The 21,471-nt window shown below is 65.9% G+C and carries 19 protein-coding genes; 11 read left to right on the top strand and 8 right to left on the bottom strand.

From position 1 onward, the window contains the following. Window positions 1-105: 105 nt before the first annotated feature. The 3 genes from ACQR1F_RS04800 to ACQR1F_RS04790 form a co-directional block, all read right to left on the bottom strand. Window positions 106-1,338 (bottom strand): GGDEF domain-containing protein, encoded by a 1,233-nt coding sequence (locus ACQR1F_RS04800; protein WP_315800025.1) that lies wholly within the window; start codon window positions 1,336-1,338, stop codon window positions 106-108. A 113-nt stretch (window positions 1,339-1,451) separates the two neighbouring features. Then, a complete protein-coding gene (locus tag ACQR1F_RS04795) occupies window positions 1,452-2,960 on the bottom strand; it encodes an AMP-binding protein (protein WP_434912608.1) in 1,509 nt (502 codons plus the stop codon). A gap of 51 nt (window positions 2,961-3,011) precedes the next feature. Beyond that, complete coding sequence (locus ACQR1F_RS04790; protein ID WP_434912607.1) at window positions 3,012-4,838, bottom strand: extracellular solute-binding protein; 1,827 nt, start codon at window positions 4,836-4,838, stop codon at window positions 3,012-3,014. Window positions 4,839-5,099: 261 nt separating this feature from the next. On the opposite strand from ACQR1F_RS04790, the gene ACQR1F_RS04785 reads away from it, so the two are divergent. Then, window positions 5,100-5,876, top strand: a complete 777-nt coding sequence (locus ACQR1F_RS04785) for an invasion associated locus B family protein (RefSeq protein WP_315800022.1) — start codon at window positions 5,100-5,102, stop codon at window positions 5,874-5,876. A gap of 155 nt (window positions 5,877-6,031) precedes the next feature. On the opposite strand, the gene hspQ is transcribed toward ACQR1F_RS04785, so the two are convergent. Then, the gene (gene hspQ, locus ACQR1F_RS04780; protein ID WP_315711998.1) at window positions 6,032-6,364 is read right to left on the bottom strand and encodes a heat shock protein HspQ; all 333 of its coding nucleotides are present in this window, start codon (window positions 6,362-6,364) and stop codon (window positions 6,032-6,034) included. 144 nt (window positions 6,365-6,508) lie between these two features. Between hspQ and ACQR1F_RS04775 the strand changes: the two genes are divergently transcribed. After that, window positions 6,509-7,462: an AEC family transporter gene (locus ACQR1F_RS04775; RefSeq protein WP_434898703.1), complete on the top strand. Its 954-nt coding sequence runs from the start codon at window positions 6,509-6,511 to the stop codon at window positions 7,460-7,462. A 6-nt stretch (window positions 7,463-7,468) separates the two neighbouring features. On the opposite strand, the gene ACQR1F_RS04770 is transcribed toward ACQR1F_RS04775, so the two are convergent. Continuing rightward, window positions 7,469-8,668 carry a UbiH/UbiF family hydroxylase gene (locus tag ACQR1F_RS04770; RefSeq protein WP_315800020.1) on the bottom strand — a complete coding sequence of 400 codons (1,200 nt, stop codon included), beginning with the start codon at window positions 8,666-8,668 and terminating at the stop codon, window positions 7,469-7,471. A 118-nt stretch (window positions 8,669-8,786) separates the two neighbouring features. Between ACQR1F_RS04770 and pcsA the strand changes: the two genes are divergently transcribed. From pcsA to ACQR1F_RS04755, 3 genes are all read left to right on the top strand, one after another. Continuing rightward, a complete protein-coding gene (gene pcsA, locus ACQR1F_RS04765) occupies window positions 8,787-9,521 on the top strand; it encodes a phosphatidylcholine synthase (protein WP_434912606.1) in 735 nt (244 codons plus the stop codon). After that, window positions 9,518-10,246 carry a TerC family protein gene (locus ACQR1F_RS04760; RefSeq protein ID WP_315800018.1) on the top strand — a complete coding sequence of 243 codons (729 nt, stop codon included), beginning with the start codon at window positions 9,518-9,520 and terminating at the stop codon, window positions 10,244-10,246. The genes pcsA and ACQR1F_RS04760 overlap by 4 nt, the downstream gene beginning before the upstream one ends. Window positions 10,247-10,431: 185 nt before the next feature. Next, on the top strand, window positions 10,432-11,406 hold the full coding sequence (locus ACQR1F_RS04755; protein ID WP_315800017.1) for a quinone oxidoreductase family protein: 975 nt from the start codon (window positions 10,432-10,434) through the stop codon (window positions 11,404-11,406). A 37-nt stretch (window positions 11,407-11,443) separates the two neighbouring features. Here ACQR1F_RS04755 and ACQR1F_RS04750 read toward each other — a convergent pair whose 3' ends face one another. The 3 genes from ACQR1F_RS04750 to ACQR1F_RS04740 all read right to left on the bottom strand — a co-directional run bounded on the left by ACQR1F_RS04750 (window position 11,444) and on the right by ACQR1F_RS04740 (window position 14,107). After that, a complete protein-coding gene (locus ACQR1F_RS04750) occupies window positions 11,444-12,196 on the bottom strand; it encodes a YkgJ family cysteine cluster protein (RefSeq protein WP_434912605.1) in 753 nt (250 codons plus the stop codon). Between the two features lie 137 nt (window positions 12,197-12,333). Next, a complete protein-coding gene (locus ACQR1F_RS04745) occupies window positions 12,334-12,609 on the bottom strand; it encodes a hypothetical protein (RefSeq protein WP_315800015.1) in 276 nt (91 codons plus the stop codon). Between the two features lie 301 nt (window positions 12,610-12,910). Further along, window positions 12,911-14,107: an acetylornithine transaminase gene (locus ACQR1F_RS04740; RefSeq protein ID WP_434898705.1), complete on the bottom strand. Its 1,197-nt coding sequence runs from the start codon at window positions 14,105-14,107 to the stop codon at window positions 12,911-12,913. Window positions 14,108-14,525: 418 nt separating this feature from the next. Here ACQR1F_RS04740 and ACQR1F_RS04735 point away from each other — a divergent pair, with 418 nt between their 5' ends. The 6 genes from ACQR1F_RS04735 (at window position 14,526) to ACQR1F_RS04710 (ending at window position 21,470) form a co-directional block, all read left to right on the top strand. Beyond that, window positions 14,526-15,647: a DUF2336 domain-containing protein gene (locus ACQR1F_RS04735; protein ID WP_434839540.1), complete on the top strand. Its 1,122-nt coding sequence runs from the start codon at window positions 14,526-14,528 to the stop codon at window positions 15,645-15,647. A 192-nt stretch (window positions 15,648-15,839) separates the two neighbouring features. Continuing rightward, on the top strand, window positions 15,840-17,018 hold the full coding sequence (locus ACQR1F_RS04730) for a radical SAM protein (protein WP_434912604.1): 1,179 nt from the start codon (window positions 15,840-15,842) through the stop codon (window positions 17,016-17,018). A gap of 38 nt (window positions 17,019-17,056) precedes the next feature. Then, the gene (locus ACQR1F_RS04725; protein WP_316215788.1) at window positions 17,057-17,977 is read left to right on the top strand and encodes a hypothetical protein; all 921 of its coding nucleotides are present in this window, start codon (window positions 17,057-17,059) and stop codon (window positions 17,975-17,977) included. 140 nt (window positions 17,978-18,117) lie between these two features. Beyond that, complete coding sequence (locus tag ACQR1F_RS04720) at window positions 18,118-18,354, top strand: hypothetical protein (protein WP_315800010.1); 237 nt, start codon at window positions 18,118-18,120, stop codon at window positions 18,352-18,354. A 24-nt stretch (window positions 18,355-18,378) separates the two neighbouring features. Then, complete coding sequence (locus ACQR1F_RS04715) at window positions 18,379-19,524, top strand: radical SAM/SPASM domain-containing protein (RefSeq protein WP_434912603.1); 1,146 nt, start codon at window positions 18,379-18,381, stop codon at window positions 19,522-19,524. 26 nt (window positions 19,525-19,550) lie between these two features. Then, window positions 19,551-21,470: a RiPP maturation radical SAM C-methyltransferase gene (locus ACQR1F_RS04710; RefSeq protein WP_434907605.1), complete on the top strand. Its 1,920-nt coding sequence runs from the start codon at window positions 19,551-19,553 to the stop codon at window positions 21,468-21,470. Window position 21,471 lies beyond the last annotated feature (1 nt).

Below are 21,471 nucleotides of genomic sequence, written 5' to 3'. Positions count from 1 at the left end.
CTAATAGATCGCATGTAGCGAGACCGTGCATGCCCCTTTGCCCACCCTACGCAGCACGACTCTTGGTTCGAACCAGCGCAGTGATGACGCAAAACATGTAGTTTATTACGACGCCGCGCGCTGCGCCTCGCCATAGACCCGGGCCAGCAGGGTGCGCGCGGTGTCAGTCGGCTGCAGCGCGGCGACGGTGATCGACGGCTCGGTGCGGGTGTCGCGCTTGCCGTGCGAGGTGTGGCGCATCACGCTGGAGAGGCGGCGGGCGATGGCATGGGCGGAGCGGAGGTCGGTCTCGGCGAAGACGACCACGACGGAGCCGTTGTCCTCGTGGGTGCCGAAATCCATCCGCCGCATCAGGCGGCTGATGATGCGGGCGCCGTCATATTGCGCGCGCGGGTTGACAGGGTCGAAGGCGAACCGAGCTACCGCGAGGCTGCCGCCGCTCTTCTGCGTCTGGCTGACCGCGGTGGCGAAGTCGCGCGCGAAGGCGTTGCGGGTGAGCAGGCCGGTCTGCGGATCGAGCATGCCGCCGGCTTCGATGGCGCGCAGCGTGCGGTTGAGGCGGGCTTCGAAGGCGTGCAGGCGGATCAACGGCAGCGCGCTGGCCGCGATGTGCGCGGGAGCGCCGGCGATGATCTCGAGATTGGCGAGTTCCTGCAGCGGCGCCGGCTGGTTGGCAGTGACGACAACGGCAAGGTTGCGGAAGCGGGTGTCCTCGGCGAGCACCGCGAGGAACGCGTCGACCACGCGCGGCGAAAACCCTTCGCCGAGCACGATGCCGTCGATGTCGCGGCTCGACAGATGCTTGGCGGCGGCTTCGATGCTCAGCGCGCCGACGACCGCCATGCGTTCGCCGAGCGCGACCGACAGGCCGGGCAGGGAGCTGCCGCGGCCGAGCAGCAGCACGGTCGCGTCATCCAGCGGATCTGTTTCCGGCAGGGTGGCGTCGGGTGCCTTCTTCTCATCGAGACGGCGCAGCACGGTGGTGTGCAGCGTGCGGACACGCAGCGCCGCGCGCAGCCGCGCCAGCAGCCGCTCGTGATTGTCGCTGCCATGCAAGGGAATGGCGTGGTCGGGCAGGACAGCGCCACCGGGCGCGATGGCGATCAGCGGCACGTAGGGCTTGCGCGCACCGACATGACGCGAGACCGCCGCCAGCTCGGTTGCATCAGCATCCTCGACGACGGCGACGACCGCGGCCGGCTGAACCCGGGACATCGTGCTGATCGCATCAGCCCAGCGCGTCTCGACGGAGGGGAGAATTTGCGCCACCGCGAGGGCCGCACTCAGCGAAGGCCGCGTGGACGAGGAGACGATGAGAAGCGGGCCTTGTGGGGACATCCAGGGAACTCAGGATACGCTGACGATACTGTCGCGATCCTAGGTCGCTCCCGTTAACGCGGCGTCAACACTGTTCCAAACACGCGCGCTCCGCATTCGCACGGACGGCAGCTTCAGCCGCCCGAACTGGCACGGTCGCGGAAGGCCTCGACCATCAGCGGATTGAGCCCGAGCTCAGCGAGCGCTTCCCGCGCGCGCGCATTGTCCATCGCGCGGCCCGCGAGGCGGTGACCGCTGAGACGGTCGGGCAGAGCGGTCAGCAGCGCGCCCTGGCCGAGCCGCCGCGACCATTCGTGCAGGTCCTGCGCAAGGAAGCGGTAGCCGCCAACGGCCATCACGCCGGCCGGCGGCGCCGTGATCGAGATCGTGTCCTGGGCACGGTCGAGGCGCACGGCATACTCGGTGTCGACGTAGTCGCGCGGCGCTGCCGGCATCAGCGAGTCGCTCGGCGGCGGCGGAGGAGCGTAGGCGGCGAGCACGACCATCGGCCCCCGCAGCCCGAGCGTGCCCTTCGGCGTCACCAGGATCTCGCCGGCGATCGATGAGCCCGGCTGTTCGCGCGGCGCGCCCTGGCGGCCTGGTTTGACCGGCCCGGGACTGCCATTGGCCGCGGTGCGGCGAACGGCGAACAGTCCGGCTTCGCCGAACAGATAGACGTCGGTCATCTCGATGTCGCGCGTCTTCCAAGATGCGCTCGACGCCACCTGCTCGGGCGCGCGCCACATGCCGAGCACGTAACGCAGGTTCGGCAGCCGCGAGGCGAGGTCGCCCTCGTCGAGACGCAAGGCGAGTTGGGCCGGCGCGATCAGCGTATCGCAGGCGAGCTCCGCGAGCTGCTGTTCCAGCACGTCGGCGTCGAACGGGTGATGCAGCGCAAGGGTGCCGCCGGACAACAGCCATGTCACGACCGAAGCGGCAAGGCCGGCGAATGACGACGGCAGGAAGGCCGACATCATGTTCACGCCCTGCGGCAGATCGCTCTCGAGCGAGACGGCGAGCCCCCCGGCGATCAGGCTCAAATGGGTGCGCGGGACGGCGCGGAAGCCGTCGGCGGTCACGTCGAACGAGACGATCGCGGCCTTGCGGCCGTCCGGCATCAGCCCACGCGTCGAGCGCGAAGGCTTCGCGATCGACTGGTCGAGCGAATACATCCCCTCGGGCAGGTCGGAGCCGAAGCCGCAGACGTGGCGGATCGAGAACGCCTCCGCCGCCGCATTCATCGCGAGATCGGAGTGAATCACGCCGTCGATCTTCGACATCGTGACGATGGCGCGCGCGCTGGTGCGGTTCAGCGCCGCCACGAGCTCCGACTGACGCCACAGCAGTGGGAACACGGCGACGACGAGGCCGGCGCGATGCGCGGCCAACACCGTCAGCACGAACTCGATCGTGTTGGGCAGCTGGACCGCGATCACCGAATGGGCGGGCAGGCCGGCGTCGATGAAATGCGCCGCCAGCGCCGAGATCACGCGATCGGCTTCGGCATAGGTCAGGCGCATCGGCGGCCGCCCGGTGACGCGCTGCTTGTTGATGGGATCGACCAGCGCGACCGCATCCGGCTTGCGCGCCAGGATGCGTTGAAACAACGCGTCGAGCGTCGGCGACGTATTGGCCTGATTCACCTGTTGCCCCGTACTTTCACGGACCCGGCCACGACCAATTGCCCCGATTGGTCACTTCCGTGCCGGCTCCGGCCGCTGCCACCAGCTCTCCGGGAGCGCTCCCGTCAAAGCCGTCCTCTTTGGCCGTTCTATACGATTCCACCGCGCGATCCATTCCTCGGCGGCATTGAGCACTGGAATAGCGTAGAACCCCGCCATAAGAGTACGGTCCAATGCGCGAACCGTCGAGATAAATTCCGGCCTGTCGCGGGCGCGCAACAGCGCCGCGATCATGGCGTCGATCGCCGGGTCCCTGGCCCCCATGTAGTTGCGGGTTCCGGTGCGGTCGGCGGCCTCGCTGCCCCAGTAGAACGCCTGCTCGTTGCCGGGGGACAGCGACTGGTCCCAGCGGTTCTGGATCATGTCGAACTCGAAGCTCAGGCGGCGCTGGTCGAACTGCACGGGATCGACCACCCTGATCGAGGCATTGATGCCGGCCCGCTTGAGACTGCCGGCGTAAGCCAGTGCGATGCGCTCCTGATCGCGCGTCGTGACCAGGATCTCGAAGGCGAGGGGGGCCCGCGTGGTCCGATGCCGCAATACCGTCCCGTCGAGGCCATATCCGGCCTCGTTAAGCAGATCGAGCGCCGCCTTCAGCGTTGCGCGGTCGCGGCCGGATCCGTCGGTGATCGGCAACCGGTAGCTGCCGTCCATGATGTCGGCGGGGATCTGCGTGGCGTAGGGCTTCAACAGCTCAAGCTCGGTCGCGTCGGCCGGACGTCCATAGGCGGACAGCTCCGAGCCGGCGAAATAGCCGCCGCTGCGGCGGTACAGCCCGAAGAAGTAGTTGCGGTTGATCCATTCGAAATCGAACAGCAACGTCAGCGCACGGCGCACCTTCACGTCGGCGAACACCGGCCGCCGCGTGTTGAACACCAGGAACTGCGAGGGCTGCGGCATCCCCGAGGTGAAGCTGTCGCGGATGACCTCGCCATTGCGTGCGGCCGGGAAGTCATAGCCGTCGTGCCAGCGCAGCGGCTCGGTCTCGACGCGGAAGTCGTACAGCCCGCGCTTGAAGGCTTCGAACTGTCCGTTGGACTCGCGGTAGTAGTCGAGCCTGACCTCGTCGAAGTTCCACAATCCGCGGTTGACCGGCAGGTCGCGTCCCCAATAGTCCGGATTGCGGGTGAGGGTGACACTGGATCCCGGCTGCACCGCGGTGACCCGATATGGGCCTGACCCGAGCGGCGCGCTCATCGTCGTGTCCTCGAAGCTCGGCACGTCCGTCGCGTGCTTCGCCAGAATCGGCATCAGGCCGAGGATCAGCGGCAGCTCGCGGTCTTCCGTTCCACCGAAATCGAACCGGATGGTCAGCGGGTCGAGCACGTCGGCCCTGGCCACCTTGCCGTAGAACTGCCGGTGGTTGGGGCGGCCGTGATCGCGCAGCAGCGCAAAGGAGAACGCCACGTCCTCGGCGAGCACGGGGCTGCCGTCGGAGAAGCGGGCACGCGGGTCGAGCCGGAAGGTGACATGGGTCCTGTTCTCGTCGGTCTCGACGGATTTCGCGAGCAGGCCATACAGCGTGAACGGCTCGTCGTTGCCGCGGGTGAGCAGGCTCTCGACCACATAGCTGCGGATTTGCTGCACCGCGAGGCCGCGGACGATGAACGGATTCAGGCTATCGAAGGTGCCGAGCAGTCCCCAGACCAGACGGCCGCCCTTGGGCGCGTCGGGATTCGCATAGGGCATGTGGTCGAAGTCGGCCGGCAAGGCCGGGAGACCGTGCATGGCGATCGCCGCAGTCTCTGCCGCGTTCGCCGTGGGGGTGTAGACCGCGGGCAACAATGCCAGGACCACGGCGACCCATCCCGCGGCCGCGCTGAACATGCGCTGCAGCATCAGGATCGGGGCGCAAGCATTTGATTCGGAACAGGTCACAAGGGGCTTTTACCACAGGCTCGCCAGCGCTAGACCGCGGCTTCGACATGGTCTCGCGGCATTGATTCTTCCGCGTACCGCGTTAAGAAGGCGGGCGATTGAGTTAGGGCGGCAACGCCTGTCACTTAACCGCCTCATTTCCTGAGGAGACAGCCGCTTCAACGGCTTGGTGTGGCGCCTTTGGCGGTCTCGGGCGCTGCCGTTCAGAAAGGGTTTTCCGCAATGAATTTCCGTGACTTGGCCTCGTCGGTTGGGCCGCGTGGGCGGCTTGTCGCGCTGCTCGCGGTCACCGCGCTGGCCGTTTCCTTCGCTCCTTCGGTTGCGCAGGCTCAAGCGCCGAAGGCGAAGGCTCCGGCTGCCGCTCCCAAGGCTCCCGCGCCGGCGGCCCAGGCCCCTGCCATTCCTCCCGCCGGCGGCCAGCCTCAGGCCCAGGCTCAGCAGGAGATGCCGCAGCTGATCTACGCGCCGTGGACCAAGTTCTGCCTGAAGGGGCAGGATGCCAACGCCAAGCAGGTCTGCTTCATCGGCAAGGACGGCCGCATCGAATCCGGTCAGCCTGTGGTTGCAGCCGTCATCATCGAGCCCGAAGGCGAGCCGAAGAAGATCCTGCGTGTGACCTTGCCGCTCGGCATGCAGCTCCAGCCCGGAACCCGCATCGTCATCGACAACAACCAGTTCATGGAAGGAAAGTACGTCATCTGCTTCCAGAACGGCTGCATGTCGGACTACGAAGCGACGCCCGAATTCGTGAACAGCCTCAAGAAGGGCCAGACCCTCTACGTCCAGGCGATCAACTCGAACGGCACCGCGCTGACGCTGCCGCTGCCGCTGCAGGAAGGCAACAGCAGCTTCGCCAAGGCCTATGATGGTCCGCCGACCGACCCGAAGCAGTTCGAAGAGACCCAGAAGAAGCTGCAGGAAGAGCTGCAGAAGCGCGCCGAGGAGCAGCGCAAGAAGCTCGAGCAGACCCAGCCAGGCCAGCCGCAGGCGAAGCAGTAACGCTGGCCGGGCCCGTCCCGCATCATCAAAAGGCGCTCCATTCGGGGCGCCTTTTTCATTCTGCGAGCTGATGCGAGGGGGAACTTGCGAGCCGGGACCGAACGATGAGGGGCTTGCGCCGACGGCGCTCAGGCGAAGCTCTCTGGTCGAGCAGGTCAGTTCATCAGCGGATTGCGCGGACGATAGCCGCCCGATTTGTCCTTGATGAAGATCTCCGCAACCTGGGAATGGCGGATCGGCTCGCCGGACTCGTCGGGAACCAGGTTCTGCTCGGAAACATAGGCGACGTATTCGGATTCCGCGTTCTCGGCCAGCAGGTGATAGAATGGCTGGTCCTTATGCGGACGGACCTCCTCGGGAATCGACAGCCACCATTCCTCGGTGTTGTTGAACTCCGGATCGATGTCGAAAATCACGCCCCGGAACGAGAACACCCGATGCCGGACGATCTGGCCGATCTGAAACTTGGCAGTTCGTGCTTTGATCATCCCAGTCGAATAGACCAGGACGGGGAGCGATGCTAGTGCCCCGCGGGCGGATTTAATCTAGACCAATCCGAGTCGCGTCAAGCCGCGACGCCCCCGCATTCCAGGCCCTTCCCAGGCTCCCTCAGGGGGCCATCTTCCGAGCCCATGTTCGACATTCTCAATCTGGCCCTGCCTTATTTCGGCGTCGTTTTCATAGGCTTCGCCTGCGGTAAGTGGAGGAGGCTGCCCGAAGCCGGGCTCGCCTGGATGAACTTCTTCCTGCTCTACGTCTCGCTGCCCGCCTTGATGTTCAACCTCATCGCGCGGACGCCGTTCACCGAGCTGAGCAACCCTCCCTTCCTGGTTGCAACGACGCTCGCCACCATGCTCACCTTCGCCCTGGCGCTCGTGCTCGGCAAGGCCATCGGGCGGCTGTCGCTCCGCGAGGCGACCATGGCCGGGCTCGCGGGTGGCTACGGCAATATCGGCTATATGGGGCCTGGGCTGGCGCTGGCCGTGCTCGGGACCAAGGCGGCGGCGCCGACCGCGCTGATCTTCTGCTGCGACAGCATCTTCCTGTTCTCGATCGTGCCGCTGCTCGTCGAGCTGACCGAGCGCGATCATGCCTCGGTGGTGCACGCGATGCGCACCGTGCTGCGCCAGATCCTGCAGAACCCGCTGATCATGGCCACCGCCGGCGGCATCCTGGCGGCCGCGTTCCAGTTGCATCCGCCGACCGTTCTCGACCGCACCCTGCAGTTCCTGCAGAACGCCGCTGCGCCGACGGCGCTGTTCGCGCTCGGCGTGACCGTGGCGCTGCGCCCGTTCGAGCGGCTGCCCTGGGAGGTGCCGGTCCTGGCCGTGGTGAAGCTCGTCGTTCACCCGCTGCTGTCGTTCGGGCTGATGCTGCTGTTCGGGCCGTTCGCGCAGCCCTGGGCGGCGACCGCGGTGCTGATGGCGGCGCTGCCGCCGGCGCTCAATGTGTTCGTGATCGCGCGTCAGCATGACAGCTGGATCGAGCCGGCCTCATCGGCGGTGCTGATCGGCACCTTCGCCTCGGTGATCACCCTGACCAGCGTGATGTGGCTGATCCAGACTGGCCGGCTGGCGTTTCCCTGACGGTGCTCAACCGGCCCTGCGCGTGGCTCTCCATGACGGCGCCAGGCCCTCGCGCATCGCGAGCCGTCGCAGCGGACCGATGCCGCTCATGAGGTGCATGCCGACGGCGCGCAGCGACTGCATCGGCAGAAGATCGCTGAGCAGCGAGCGGTTGGCGACGTCGATGGCGAAGGTGCGGCTCAGGATATCGGCGCGGCGCGCCGCACCATAGCGCGCGAGCACCTGCGGCGCACCGATATCCTCGCCGGCCGCATTGGCCTTGCGCACGACATCTGCGATGTCGATGCCGTCGCGCAGGCCGAGGTTCAGTCCCTGCGCACCGATCGGCGGCACCACATGCGCGGCCTCGCCGACCAGGGCGATCCGGTTTTGCGCGTAGCTCAAGGGCCGCTCGATCGCGAGCGGAAACACATGGCGGCCCGGCTCGACGCGCACCCGGCCGAAGATCGAGTGCGACTGCCGCTCGGCGGCGGCGGACAGGGCGTCGTCGTCGAGCGCGAACAGCCGGTCGGCCTCCTTCGGGGCCGCGACCCAGACAACGCTGCAGCGGTCGCCCGGCAGCGGCACGAACACGCAGGGTCCCTGCGGCGTGTGGAATTCCGTCGACACGTTGTGATGCGGCCGTGCATGGGTGATGTTGAAGGTCAGCGCCGACTGCTGCAGCGTGCGCCGGCTCACGCCGATGCCGGCGGCCTCGCGGCACAGTGAATGCCGGCCGTCGGCGCCGACCACGAGCCGCGCTGTCAGCACGCGGCCCGATGCGCTGGTGACGGTCACCGCATCGGCATCGCTGCGCACGCTGTCCGCATCCTCGGCGATCCGCACCAGGCCGTCGATCTCGCCGGCGCGTTGTTCCAGCGCGTCGACCAGGACGGCATTGGCGATGTTGTAGCCGAACATTTCGAGACCGATCTCGTCGGCGACGAAGCGGACCTCCGGCGCTCGGATCAGCCGGCCGGTATCGTCGACAAGCCGCATCGCCTTGAGACCGGCGGCGCGGTCACGGCACGCCGACCAGACGCCGATCTCGTCGAGAAAGTCGACCGAGCCGCCGAGCAGGGCGGTGGTGCGGTTGTCGGCATACGGCGCCTGGCGGGCCACGAGCGCCGTCCGCGCCCCGGTCTGCGATAGGGCAATGGCGGCGGCGAGCCCGGCGGGTCCGCCGCCGACGACGATGACATCAAAGCTGGCGTCTGTGTTGCTCATCCGGGAACATTTGACGTTCCGGCAGGGCTTTTTCAAGGGTATTGCGTGAGCCTGCGCGGCGCATCGCCGCAACGGCGGATATGCAATCGGCTCCGATTCCTGATAGCACTGGCGCCGCATGGATCAGTTGAGACCAGAGAGCAGGGTCGCCGCAACGCCGGCGCATCGCGTCGCGGCGTTCTCGGTGCACGTCTTCACAGCGCTCGGTGCGGGCGTCGCGCTGCTGGCGATGCTCGAGGCCGTGCGCGAGCATTGGACTGCGATGTTCTGGTGGCTCGGCGCCGCGCTCGTCATCGACGGCATCGACGGGCCTCTGGCGCGCCGGCTCGACGTCGTCCATGTGCAGCCGGACTGGTCGGGCGACGTGCTCGATCTGGTGGTGGATTTCACGACCTATGTGTTCGTGCCGGCCTACGCCATCACCGCCAGCGGCATGCTGCTGCCGCTCGCCGCGCCGGTCATCGGCGTCGGCATCGCCGTCACCGGCGCGCTGTATTTCGCCGATCGCCGCATGAAGAGTAACGACAATCATTTTCGCGGATTTCCGGGACTCTGGAACATTGCGGCATTCTATCTGTTCCTGCTGCATCCCTCGCCATCGTTGGCGACCCTCGGTCTCGCGGTCCTGATCGCGCTGACCTTCGTCCCATTCCATGTCATCCACCCGGTGCGCGTCGAACGGCTGCGCTGGCTGACGCTGCCGCTGGTCGCGCTCTGGGGCGTCCTGGTCATCGACGTCCTGGGCAACAACTTCGCCGTGGGCCCGATCGTGACGACGCTGTTGTGCGCGATCGCCCTCTACATCGTCGCGAGCGACGCCGCGATCCGCGTGTTGAGATCCTTGAAAGCATGATCGACCTTCTGACCAGTCCCGAAGCGTGGGCCGCGCTGCTCACCCTGACCGCCCTCGAGATCGTTCTCGGCATCGACAACGTCATCTTCCTGTCGGTGATCACCTCGCGCATCCCGCAGCCGCAGGCGACACGCGCGCGCCAGATCGGGCTGGCTTTGGCCCTGATCTTCCGCATCCTGCTGCTCAGCGTGCTGGTCTGGCTGATCGGGCTGACGCAGCCGGTGTTCACGATCGGCGGCGTGGGCTTCTCCTGGCGCGACATCATCCTGATCGCCGGCGGCCTGTTCCTGATCGCCAAGGCCACGCACGAGATCCATGCCGAGGTCGAGGCGCGCGAGGAGGAGGAGGGGTCGCAGGGCGGCGGCGCCAACAAGTTCTTCTGGGTGATCCTGCAGATCATCGTCATCGATCTCGTGTTCTCGCTGGACTCGATCATTACCGCGATCGGCATGGCCCAGGATCTCGAGATCATGATCGCCGCCGTCATCATCGCCATGGTCATCATGTACGTGTCCTCGGGACCGGTGGCGCGTTTCGTGGCGAACCATCCGACCACCAAGATGCTGGCGCTCGCCTTCCTGGTGCTGATCGGCGTCGCGCTGGTCGCCGACGGCTTCAAGTTCCACATCCCGCGCGGCTACATCTACTTCGCGATCGTCTTTGCGCTGGCGGTCGAGGCCTTCAACGTGATGGCGTCGCGCAACCGCAGGAAGCGCAACGCCTGACCGGTGCCGAGTTGACAAGGCCGCCGTGATCGCCTTCGCTTTTGCCGCCGGCAGCGCCGGGTGCGCGGCCGGAGGTCGGCTCCTTCAACGGAGCCGGATGTCCGATGGGAATCAGGTAAGTGTCGAAGGTTCTTTCGCCGGATTCCCGGACGCGGCGATGGAGAGTCCGAAGGGGAGATGGCGGGATGGTCAAGGCGGTGCGCGTGCACAAGGTGGGAGGCCCCGAGGCGCTGGTCTATGAGCCGGTCGATCTCGCCGCGCCCGGCCCCGGCGAGGTCCGCATCCGCCAGCACGCGATCGGCCTGAATTTCATCGACGTGTATTATCGCACCGGTCTGTACAAGGCGCCCGGCCTGCCGTTCATCGCCGGTAACGAGGCGGCAGGCGAGGTGATCGCCGTGGGGCCCGGCGTCACGCATTTCCATCCCGGCGACCGCGTCGCGTATTATGAGAACCTCGGCGGCTATGCCACCGAGCGCAACATCGCCTGGCAGCGCCTGGTCAAGCTGCCCGACCATATCACCTATGAGCAGGGCGCGGTGCTGATGCTCAAGGGGCTGACGGTCTGGTATCTGCTGCACAAGACCTTCAAGGTCGAGCCGCACCATCGCGTGCTGATCCACGCCGCCGCCGGCGGCATCGGCCTGCTGGCCTGCCAGTGGGCGCGCGCGCTCGGCGCGCACGTCATCGGCACCGTCGGCTCCAAGGCGAAGGCGGATCTCGCGCTGGCCAATGGCTGCGACCACGTCATCCTCTACAACGAGGAGGACTTCGTCGCGCGGGTCAAGCAGATCAGCCGCGGCGAGTTGTGCGACGTGGTCTATGACGGCGTCGGCAAGTCGACCTTCCCCGGCTCGTTGTCCTGCCTGAAGCAGCGCGGCCTGTTCGTCAGCTTTGGCAACGCCTCGGGTCCGGTGCCGCCGTTCTCGATCGCCGAACTCAACAGTCATGGCTCTCTGTTCGCGACCCGGCCGAAGCTCAACGACTATATCGGCAAGCGGTCCGAACTGCTGGAGGGCGCCGATACGCTGTTCTCGGCGGTGATCAGCGGCAAGCTGCACGTGCCGATCAATCACGCCTATGCGCTGAAGGATGCGGGTCGGGCGCATGCCGACCTCGAAAGCCGCGCCACGACCGGGGCCTCGATCCTCAAGCCTTAACAGCCGGCCTTAACAGCCGCGCGACCGAGCCCTGTCGCTACACCTCGCCCCGGATCGAAGCGTCGCCGGCTGCCGCGCGACTCCAGAGCACCGCATCGGCCTGCGCTGCCGTCGACGCCTCGATCCGCGCCGGCGCGAGGCTGTCTTGCCCGTCCCGCCAAGCGCGCTCGCGCTCGGGGTCGTCGAGCGCCAGAACGAGACCCTGGTTGAGCTCATACAGGCCAGAGGCGAGCCCCGCAGCGACGAGCGCCGCCCTGAGCGAATCCTGCACCAGCGCGCGCAGCGCGAGGTGTGGTGCCGAGACCGGCACGTCGACCTCGCGGCCGGCCATGGCCTGTGCGCAGGCGCGCCGGTCGAACGAGGCATGCCCGCGGCAGGCGAGCGGACGCGCGGGATGGACGATGCAGCCGCCGCGTACGAGGAATGGGCAGGGCTGACGCAACTTCATCCGCGCGGTGTCGCTCAATCCGTGCGTCGCGCGGTTGGCGAGCTTGATCCGGCGCGACAGCGAGCCGAGCGCCTTAGCCGGCATGCGCTGGTCGATCTGCCGGACATAGCGCGCGAGCAGGAAGATCTCCGGTGCCGTCGCGGTCACGCGCAATGCGCAACAGGAGGGGCAGCCCTTGGCGCAGGCGAGGGCGGGCAGATGCGCCGTCTGGGCGTCGATATTGGCTTCGAACAGATCGAAAGCGCGGTCGGCGAGCGTCTCAGCGCAGTTCTGCGATGCCCTGCACGCTGCCAGCAGCGAGCTGAACGCCCGCTTCAGTTCGGTGAAAGCCGCATCGCTCAATGCTGTCCTCCAAAGACCCAGCGATCAAAACACCGGACGGTCAAAACGCCAGCGACCGCGGCGCACCCGGCGCACCGCGGTCGACAGGGGCAGGGCAGAGAGGACGCTCACTGCCACACCCAGCCCGAAAGCCGACGTCAGGCAATGCCCTTGAGGATCGCCTCGAAACAGGGGCGGGGGATGCGGAAGAAGCCGCGGCCGCCGGCGAAGGTCTGATAATGCGGACGCGCCATGTCGAGCAGGCGCTCATACCATTCATTGGCGGTCAGGCTGGCGGGCTTCTCGCCGATCGAGTTGATGTCCGAGTTCGGGAAGAAGCGAACGTGGATCAGCACCTCTTCGGTCGCGGCCAGGGCGATGTGGCTGCCGCTGTCGTCGACCGGCAACGCCCGAGCCAGATTGTCTCTCGCCATTCTTGCATCTCCTTCTATCGTGCCGACCTCGTTGTCGGCGGATGATCATCAGCTTGGTCCCGGCAAGCCTCTCTCCTCCGAGCTGATCACATCCCGTACAACGCTATATCAGGACAGATATAACGTAAGTCATCGGATCGCAGGTGTTTGGCGCGATCAGGATCGTTGTTCGGGGGGACGGCTGTCCTTGATCCAAGTCAAATGGCGGCGAGCCCGACCTCGGTGTTTGTGCCTCATCTGTAGGCAGCCGGCACGCAGGCTTCGCACGTGGCACGGAGCCTGCGTCTTGAACGGCATTCGATCAGGCGACGCAGCGCGCGGCGCCGACCTTGGTCAGGATACCGTCCAGCGTGTCGATCATCGCCGCGATCTCATCGCGAGTCACATTGAGGGCCGGCATGAAGCGTAGCGCATCCGGACGCGGCGCGTTCAGCAGCAGGCCGAGCTCGAAGGCGTGCGCAACGATCGCCGGCGCGATCGGCCTGATCACGTCGAGCGCAAGCAGCAGACCACGGCCGCGCACTTCGCCCAGGCCGTGCCTTGCCGAGATGCGCTGCAACTCGCTCTCCAGATAGATCCCGTTGTCCGCGACAGCCTTCAGAAACTCCGGCTTCTCGATCACATCGAGCACGGCGAGTCCCGCCGCACACATCAGCGGATTGCCGTTGAAGGTGCCGCCCTGATCGCCATGCTCGAAGCAAGACGCCTCGTCGGTCGCCAGCAGGGCGGCGAGCGGAACGCCGCCGCCGATGCCCTTGCCCAGGGTCATGATGTCCGGGAGGACGTCGGAATGCTCATAGCCGAACAGTTTTCCGGTGCGGCCCATGCCGGTCTGGATCTCGTCGACGATCAGCAGCAGCCCGTGCCTGGTGGTCAGCGCCCGCAACTGCTGCAGGAACTCGTCGGTCGCGGGCCACACGCCGGCCTCGCCCTGGATCGGCTCCAGCATGATCGCCACCGTCTTGTCGGAGATCAGGGCCTCGACCGAGGCGATGTCGTTCAGCCGTGCCTTTGGAAAGCCCGGGACCTTGGGCTCGAACAGCGGCTCGAACGCCTTCTTGCCCGAAGCCGACATCGTCGCCAGCGTGCGGCCGTGGAAGCCGCCCTCGAAGGTGATGATCTCGTATGCGCCGTTCTTGCGCAGAGCGCCGTATTTGCGGGCGAGCTTGATGGCGCCTTCATTGGCTTCGGCGCCCGAATTGGTGAAGAACACCTGGTCGAAGCACGAGCGGTCGACCAGCGCCTTAGCGAATTGGAGGCTGGTGTCGTTGAAATAGGCCGGGCTCGGCGTGATCAGGCGTGCCGCCTGGTGGGCGAGCGCGCTGGCCAGCTCCGGCGGCGCGTGGCCGAGCGAGTTCACGGCCCAGCCCTGGACGAAGTCGAGGTAGCGCTTGCCGCCGTCGTCCCATAACCAGGAACCCTTGCCCTGAACGAAGACAGTACGCGGGCGCGCCGTGATCTCCATCAGAGCGTCGTAGGGATGGGAGGCGGTCAGCATGTGCAATCTCCTATGCTCAGGGGGAAACGGGGGCCAAAAAGGGAGAAGGCCGCTCCTTTGCGGGAGCGGCCTTCTCGAAAACCTGGAGCTGATGAGCTAGCTGATCAGCAACGTCTTCGGACATGGCGCGCCCCGGCATCGTCACGGCGGTGACGACGGCAAACGGCGGCGCGGCGGTTGGTCCGGTTGAAGATCATGCGGCGGCCATACAGGCAAATCGCAACCGGTGTCAAGATGCCGGCCTGCAGACTGCAACAAGGGCCGCCGTTCCAGGAAGCGGCGAGGGAAGCGCCGGCCGGTGCGAAGCCCGCTCGATCCCATCTCGGGTCTCGCGCTTTAGTGACAACTTTACCAAACATTTAGCGGCTGTGTTTACCCTCCCGGGGCAGCTTGAAAATGCAAGCGCTCAGGACGAGCGATGTCGAACCCCCATCTCACGATCGCCGAAGAAGTGCAGGCGGCCATAGCCACCGGCTCAGCCGACCGCTGCTCCGGCGTGGCCGAGCGGGTCGCCTCCCTGTTCGTCGCCTCTGCCGGCAGCCTGGATATCGAGCAGCACGCGCTGTTTGCCGACGTCTTCGAGCGTCTCGTCAATACCATCGAGCTGCGTGCGCTGGCCGACGTCGGGGCCCGGATCGCACTCGCCGAACTCAGCGCCCAGCTTGCCCCGATCCCGCAGGCGCCGGCCGGCGTGATCCGGCGGCTGGCCCATCATGACGACATCGCCGTCGCGGGGCCGGTGCTTTCAGAATCGCCGCGGCTGAGCAGCGAGGATCTGATCGAGATCGCGCAGACGCGCAGCGAGAAGCACCTGATGGCGATCGCCGGGCGCTGGTGGCTGCAGGAGATCGTGACCGACGCGCTGCTCGCGCGACGCTATCCGAGCGTGAGCCGGCAACTCATGAAGAACCCCGGGGCGCGGGTGTCACCCGCCGGATTTGCCGCCATCGTGGCGCAAGCGGCGGGAAACGCGGAGCTCACGGTCGCGGCCGGCATCCGCGCCGATCTGCCGGCAGCCTTGCGCAGGACCCTGTTGCAGCGCGCGACGGAGGCGGTGAGGGTGCGCCTGCTCGCGTCGGCGCCGCCGCATCTCTACGAGGAAATTCGCAGCGCCATTTCATCGGCCACGCTCGACGCCGAGCGCGAGATGTCGCGCAATCGCGACGCGGGCAGTTCCAAGGTGGCAGTCGGCCAGCTGAAGCAGGGCGGCAAACTGACCGAAGCCGCGCTGCTGGAATTTGCCCGTCAGCGGCGTTACGGCGAGACGATCGCGGCTATCGCGGAGCTCGCGAAATGCAGCATCGAGCTGGTGCGGCCGCTGATGCAGAGCCTGCGCAGCGACGGCATTCTCGTGCCGTGCAAGGCCGCTGGACTGAGCTGGGTCACGGTTGCCGCGATCCTCGATAGCCGGTTCGTTTCAGGCGCAACGCCCCCCGACGAGCTGACCAAGCTCAAGAACAAATATCTCGAACTGAAGCAGGACGAGGCGCTTCGCCTGCTGAAGCTCTGGTCGGTTCGTACCACGGGCTCCTCGCACTGAGGACGGCTCGCCCGGGGCCGCAAAGGCGCTTGGGCGACCTGCTGCGGTGCAGCAAGACAATCGAGGGGCGTTCGGCCATATCCACGCACCTTTGATCTTTTAAAATCAGGGGTTGTATCGTATCCTCTCCGCTGCCTGCGGGAGATGCCCCGGTCAGACCGGTCAGGAATGACTCCCGTCGAGGAGATCGTGATGGGTGTCGAGCTTCGTCCGCTGGGCGTGACCTGCAACATCATGTGCCAGTATTGCTACCAGAACCCGCTCCGGGACAGCGGCAGCCTGCGCCCGCGCTATGACATCGATGCGATGCTGGCCGCCCTCGCAGAGGACGATGAGCCGTTCACGTTGTTCGGCGGCGAGCCGCTGCTGCTGCCGCTGCCGGATCTCGAGAGGCTGTGGGCATTCGGACTGGCGCGCTTTGGCCGCAACCGGATCCAGACCAATGGCACGCTCATCACAGACCGCCACATGGAGCTGTTCGCGACCTATGCGGTTCATGTCGGCATTTCCATCGACGGCCCTGACGCTTTGAATGATGTCCGCTGGGCCGGGTCCCTCGACAGGACGCGGGACCTCACCAAGAGCGTCGATCGCGCGATCGCCGGACTGTGCGAGCGGGGCCTGCGTCCGAGCCTGATCATCACGATGCATCGGGGCAATGGCCTGCCGCAGCACTGGCCCTCGATGGACAGCTGGCTGCTGGAGATGCAGGCGAGGGGGGTGCGAAATGTCAGGCTGCATGCACTCGAGGTCGACTCGCCCGCCGTGCAGGCGCATTGGGCGATGACCGATCCCGAAACCATCGCGGCGTTTCTGCACTTCTATCGATTCGAGCGCGAGCACCTCACCTCGATGCGCTTCGACATCTTCGACGAGATGCGGGCGCTTCTTCGTGGGCTGGACGACCAGACCGGCTGTGTCTGGCACGGTTGTGATCCGTATACGACCGGCGCGGTGCACGGCATCGAGGGATTTGGCGAGCGCAGCAATTGCGGCCGCACCAACAAGCGCGGGATCGACTTCATCAAGACCGAGGCTGCCGGCTATGAGCGCAGCATTGCCCTGTGGTTCACCCCGCAGCCGGCCGGCGGCTGCCGCGACTGCCGCTTCTTCGCGATGTGCAAGGGCCAATGCCCGGGAACCTCGATCGACGGCGATTGGCGCAACCGCAGTGCGCAATGCGCGCTCTGGACCGCGCTGTTTGTCCAGATCGAGGAAGACCTGCTCGCTGCAGGCGAAACGCCGTTGTCCTGCGATCCTCGTCGCGCCGAGATCGAGCACAGGCTCATCAAGTCGATGATGGACGGCCGGGTCCCGTTGCTGACGGAGATCATGGACGATTTGAGTGGATCGCCGCCTGTGGCGGTTTGAGATCCAGGACGTTTGCGAAAGAGAATTTGGCCGATCAAATGTCCGAGCATGCCGCGATCCTCCCTCCGATCCGCCCGCCATTCGTTCGCATCGGCTGGGTCTCGGAGGCTGCGAGAAAGGTGTGGGAGCCGCGCTTCGAGCTGATCAGGACGGAATGGAAAGTGTTGCGTTGGCGGGCGGTCGCGGCCGGTTTGAGCCGGGCATCGATCAGCACCGTCAACCCCGAAGCTCTCGACGAGATGGCGCTGCAGGTCGAACGCGCAGGGCTCGCGCTCATACCAGTCCGACTGGCGGTCGAGGCGGTCCCGAAATTGCCGTCGTCGCAGACGCGGGCAAGACTGCCGCTCGAAGTCACCATCGCTGTCGTCCGTGCTCGCGACACGGATGAGTTCGAAGCCGACTGGCAGCGCGATCCGGCACGCACATTGCGGGACTGGGCAGGGTGTCCCCATTGTTGCGCCGAGGCGCTGCGCCGCCGCGAGCGCCGGCCGCTGGATCCGGTCTGGGCGAGCGCGCTGTTCGAGAGAACCGAAGCGTCGGGACATCGGCGGATCGAGCTGCCGTCGCGGCCGGCGACGAACATGCTCTGGCGGTCAATTGATCTCTGCATCATCCCGCACTGGCCTTGCCGGCTCGATTGCCCGGCAAGCGCCGCGCTCGCGGCGAACATGCTCGCATTCGGCCGAGCGCATTGCGGGCAGACGACGGAGTGGCTGCTCGATGTCCTGACATGGCCGGCCGAGTGGTCGATGATGCACGGCATCGCCGAGCTGCACGCGCCGGTCTGCCGGATCACGGCATCGACCTCCTACAGCAGCGCACGCCGCGAAATTATCTATCATGGCGCGACCTGGCCCGTTGAAGGCGCGAGCGGCTTGCGCTTCCCGTATCGGGCACCATCGCGCGAACGCTGGACGGGGTCGAAGAGCTTTCGTGGGGGAACGCTGACGACAGGGTAGGCGGTCCTACTTCCCTAGCCCGAGTGAAAATACAATCTCCGCGAGTTGTGATGTATCTACTGCCGCAAAAGTGTTATATGCTCCGCTTTGCGTTGATTGACCACCTTCATTGCCAAGAGCGATTATCGGGAGACTCCAAGATGTCTTACATGGACAAGAAGATTCAAATCACTGCGGACCTTGCGAAAGTGAAGGCTGCGGCGGCCCAGCTGAAGAGCCAGGCCAATGCCGCGGACGAGCTCCAGAAGGATCCGCAGGGATATCTCGCCCAAGTCGGCATCGAGATCGATTCGAACACGGCCGATCTGATCAAGGATCGCCTGTCGGGCCAGAAGGCGACCGCCGCGCCTGCTTCGGTCATTCACGTCGACGTCTGACCGCGATCTCAAGCCGGCCGGACAATGTCTGCATTGCCCGGCCGGAAACGTGCTGCAGCTCCGACCTCCGTCAAAGTCAGTTCCTGCCCCTGGGAGCAGCTGGACATGCATTCGCGTGACCGGGTGACGAAACCGACTGAGCTTGTCTTCAATATCAGTTACCGCTGTCCGCTGAAGTGCAGCCATTGCTGCTTTTCGTCGGATATGACTCAGCTCGACGTGCTGCCGCAGGACCTGATGATCGCAGCGATCGATGATGCAGCCGTCGCTCACGACATGACGCGGATCAATCTGGTCGGCGGCGATCCATTCCTCCAGCCCGAATTGATGCGCGCTGCGGCATCCCGCGCCAGGTCGTTCGGCCTCTCCACGTCCGCGACCACCAGCGCCTATTGGGCGACATCCGAAGCGAAGGCCGAGCGGATCCTGACTCCACTGGTTGAAGCAGGTCTCGAACGGATCATCATCTCTTTCGACGACATGCATGCCGAATTCTTGGACGGGCGCAATATCGCGCATGCCTACCGGGCTGCCCGTTCGCTCGGATTGGACGTGCTGATTGCCGTCGTGACATCGCCGGGCAGCGTGATCGACCGGTCCCGGATCTTCGATCTTCTCGGTGTCGACCCTGACTCGGATCCGCAGCTGTCGGTGTACGAGACGGCGATCAACTCCACGGGACGCGCCGTCGACGATGTCAGCGCGTCCGACCTCGACGCAAGGCGGCATTCGCCACAGGTCTATCGCGGACCATGTCCCTCGGTGCTGAGGCATTTCTCCGTGGCCCCGAGCGGGAACGTTCTGCCCTGCTGCGGCGTGCTGCCGTTTCATGCCGCGATGAGCGTCGGTGATCTGAACGAGACGCCGATGTCCGAGGCGATGTCCCGCGCCTACATGGACCCGGTGTGGAAGTGGATCGCCTTCGAAGGTCCGATCGCTCTGCTCTGCGAAATCACGGCGGAGACCGAACGACCGCTCGCGGCCAGCGATTTCGACGGCATCTGCACGGCGTGCGACCGTCTGTTCTCAAATCCCAAGCTGCTGCAATTGCTCGACAGCCATTTGCCGCGGAAGCTGCCAACGTTGACGCTGCTCGAGCACATCTTCGAGGCAGTGGGTGTATTTCATTCGGTGCCTCCGCCGTCGTCCGACCTGTCCGCCAAGTTCTGACAGCCCAAGTTCTGAGAGCCATTGCCATGACCATATCCGTTGCGCTGGTTGCAGCGCCGTTCCTGGCCTTGACGCGGCCCGCGCTGGGGATCAGCACGCTCCAGGCGGCCCTCGAGGACCGCGGGATCGACGCACGGCAGTACTATCTCGGTTTTGCGTTTGCCGAGTTGATCGGCGCCGACACCTTCCAGTTCATCGCGGAGCAGGTTCAGACCAGCCTGCTGATCGGTGAATGGGTGTTCGCCGCGACCTTCGAAAACGCTCCTGATCCTGTCGCGGAAGCCCGGCACCGGGAGCGAATGGAAGCCTATTGCGGCAAGCATTGGCCCGCGGTCGTCGCGGCGCGCGATGCGGCGGAGAGGTTCGTCGACCGGTCGGCTCGTCTGCTGATCGCAGACGGCGCCCGCATCGTCGGCTTCTCGTCGACGTTCCAGCAGAATTGCGCGTCTCTCGGCATCGCGCATCGCATCAGGCAGCTCGCGCCGGACACGATCATATGCTTCGGCGGCGCCAACTGCGAGGGGCCGATGGGCGAGGCGCTGCTCGAACGCTTCCCGCAAATCGACTATGTGTTTCGCGGCGAGTCCGACCGGACCTTTCCGGATTTCGTCGAGCGCTTCCTTGCAGGCACCTTGCCTTACAGTGAAAGCACCGACGTGCTGGGCCGCGTGGGCACGAATGGGAGGATCGCGGAGACTCCGCTGCAGAATCTTGACGAGCTTCCCGTCCCCGACTTCACCGACTATTTCGCGGAGCTGAGGCAGGCGTCGTTCTGCGATGATCTGCTCCCCGCGCTGCCGTTCGAGAGCTCGCGCGGCTGCTGGTGGGGCATGAAGCACCACTGCACATTCTGCGGCCTGAACGGCGCGACGATGGCGTTTCGCACCAAGTCGGCCGAGCGCGTGCTGGCCGAGCTCGCAACACTATCCGCGCGCTGGAGCGTCAAGCGCTTCGAGGCGACCGACAACATTCTGAACTTGAAGCATGTCGACGCCGTGTTCGGCCACCTCGCCAACACCGCGCCGTCGCCTTACCGGATCCTCTACGAGATCAAGTCGAACATGCGCCCCGAGCAGCTGCGTACGCTCGCGCGCGGCGGGGTGACCTGGGTTCAGCCGGGCATCGAGCATCTCGACAACGATGTCCTGCGCCTGATGGAAAAGGGCGTGACCGGGCTGCAGAACGTCCGCGTGCTCCGAAGCTGTGCCGAGATCGGACTCCGGCCGATCTGGAACGTGCTGTGCGGCTTCCCCGGCGAGCGGCCTGCGGCCTACGCCAAGATAGCGCGATGGTTTGCGCTGCTGGAGCATCTGCAGCCGCCGACCGGACATTGCCGGATCAGGCTCGACCGCTTCAGCCCGTACTTCAACCACGCGGCCGAGTTCGGGTTTGAAAATGTCGCTCCCGCGCTGGCCTATCAGGCGGTCTATGGCCAGCCGGAAGATGTGCTGACGCGGCTCGCTTATTTCTTCGATGGCACGGCGGCCAACACCGCGTCGGATGATGATCTCGCGCCGCTCGGCGCGGCGATCAAGCTTTGGCGGTCTGCACATGTGGACGGCACCGCAATGCCGATACTGGCGGTGGTCGGATTGGGTCCGTTGTCGATCCTCAAGGACACGCGCCGGATCGCAACCGAGACATGGCGCATGCTCGATCCGATCGAGATCGCCGTGCTGGACGCCTTCCGAGAGCCGGTGCGCATCGACGCGACCCTCGGGCGGCTGGTCGACCAGGAGACCTCCTGGCCAGAGGTGGAGCAGAGCTACGCCGGCCTGGTCGCCCGCGGGTGCATCCTGGAAGACGAGGACTGCGCGCTGACGCTGGTCACCAGCACCGAAGCCCTCGTCATCGACGACGAATGCCGGCGCGATTTCCCCGGCGGCTGGCTGCGCCCGATCGCCAGGGACGGCTCCGGCGCGTCGTCCGCTCAGCTTCAATTCTGAA

Origin of the sequence: Bradyrhizobium sp. HKCCYLS3013, from assembly GCF_051167615.1 — a bacterium.
In the GTDB taxonomy this organism is placed as follows: domain Bacteria; phylum Pseudomonadota; class Alphaproteobacteria; order Rhizobiales; family Xanthobacteraceae; genus Bradyrhizobium.
Note: the sequence above shows the minus strand (reverse complement) of the source record. Positions and strands in the feature narration are given on the sequence as shown.

Bases quoted from the DNA above. Each gene is read 5' to 3' on its own strand.
- ACQR1F_RS04800 (WP_315800025.1), bottom strand. From the start codon at position 1,338: ATGTCCCCACAAGGCCCGCTTCTCATCGTCTCCTCGTCCACGCGGCCT.
- ACQR1F_RS04790 (WP_434912607.1), bottom strand. From the start codon at position 4,838: ATGCTGCAGCGCATGTTCAGCGCGGCCGCGGGATGGGTCGCCGTGGTC.
- ACQR1F_RS04785 (WP_315800022.1), top strand. From the start codon at position 5,100: ATGAATTTCCGTGACTTGGCCTCGTCGGTTGGGCCGCGTGGGCGGCTT.
- hspQ (WP_315711998.1), bottom strand. From the start codon at position 6,364: ATGATCAAAGCACGAACTGCCAAGTTTCAGATCGGCCAGATCGTCCGG.
- ACQR1F_RS04775 (WP_434898703.1), top strand. From the start codon at position 6,509: ATGTTCGACATTCTCAATCTGGCCCTGCCTTATTTCGGCGTCGTTTTC.
- ACQR1F_RS04770 (WP_315800020.1), bottom strand. From the start codon at position 8,668: ATGAGCAACACAGACGCCAGCTTTGATGTCATCGTCGTCGGCGGCGGA.
- pcsA (WP_434912606.1), top strand. From the start codon at position 8,787: ATGGATCAGTTGAGACCAGAGAGCAGGGTCGCCGCAACGCCGGCGCAT.
- ACQR1F_RS04760 (WP_315800018.1), top strand. From the start codon at position 9,518: ATGATCGACCTTCTGACCAGTCCCGAAGCGTGGGCCGCGCTGCTCACC.
- ACQR1F_RS04755 (WP_315800017.1), top strand. From the start codon at position 10,432: ATGGTCAAGGCGGTGCGCGTGCACAAGGTGGGAGGCCCCGAGGCGCTG.
- ACQR1F_RS04745 (WP_315800015.1), bottom strand. From the start codon at position 12,609: ATGGCGAGAGACAATCTGGCTCGGGCGTTGCCGGTCGACGACAGCGGC.
- ACQR1F_RS04740 (WP_434898705.1), bottom strand. From the start codon at position 14,107: ATGCTGACCGCCTCCCATCCCTACGACGCTCTGATGGAGATCACGGCG.
- ACQR1F_RS04735 (WP_434839540.1), top strand. From the start codon at position 14,526: ATGTCGAACCCCCATCTCACGATCGCCGAAGAAGTGCAGGCGGCCATA.
- ACQR1F_RS04730 (WP_434912604.1), top strand. From the start codon at position 15,840: ATGGGTGTCGAGCTTCGTCCGCTGGGCGTGACCTGCAACATCATGTGC.
- ACQR1F_RS04725 (WP_316215788.1), top strand. From the start codon at position 17,057: ATGTCCGAGCATGCCGCGATCCTCCCTCCGATCCGCCCGCCATTCGTT.
- ACQR1F_RS04720 (WP_315800010.1), top strand. From the start codon at position 18,118: ATGTCTTACATGGACAAGAAGATTCAAATCACTGCGGACCTTGCGAAA.
- ACQR1F_RS04715 (WP_434912603.1), top strand. From the start codon at position 18,379: ATGTCTGCATTGCCCGGCCGGAAACGTGCTGCAGCTCCGACCTCCGTC.
- ACQR1F_RS04710 (WP_434907605.1), top strand. From the start codon at position 19,551: ATGACCATATCCGTTGCGCTGGTTGCAGCGCCGTTCCTGGCCTTGACG.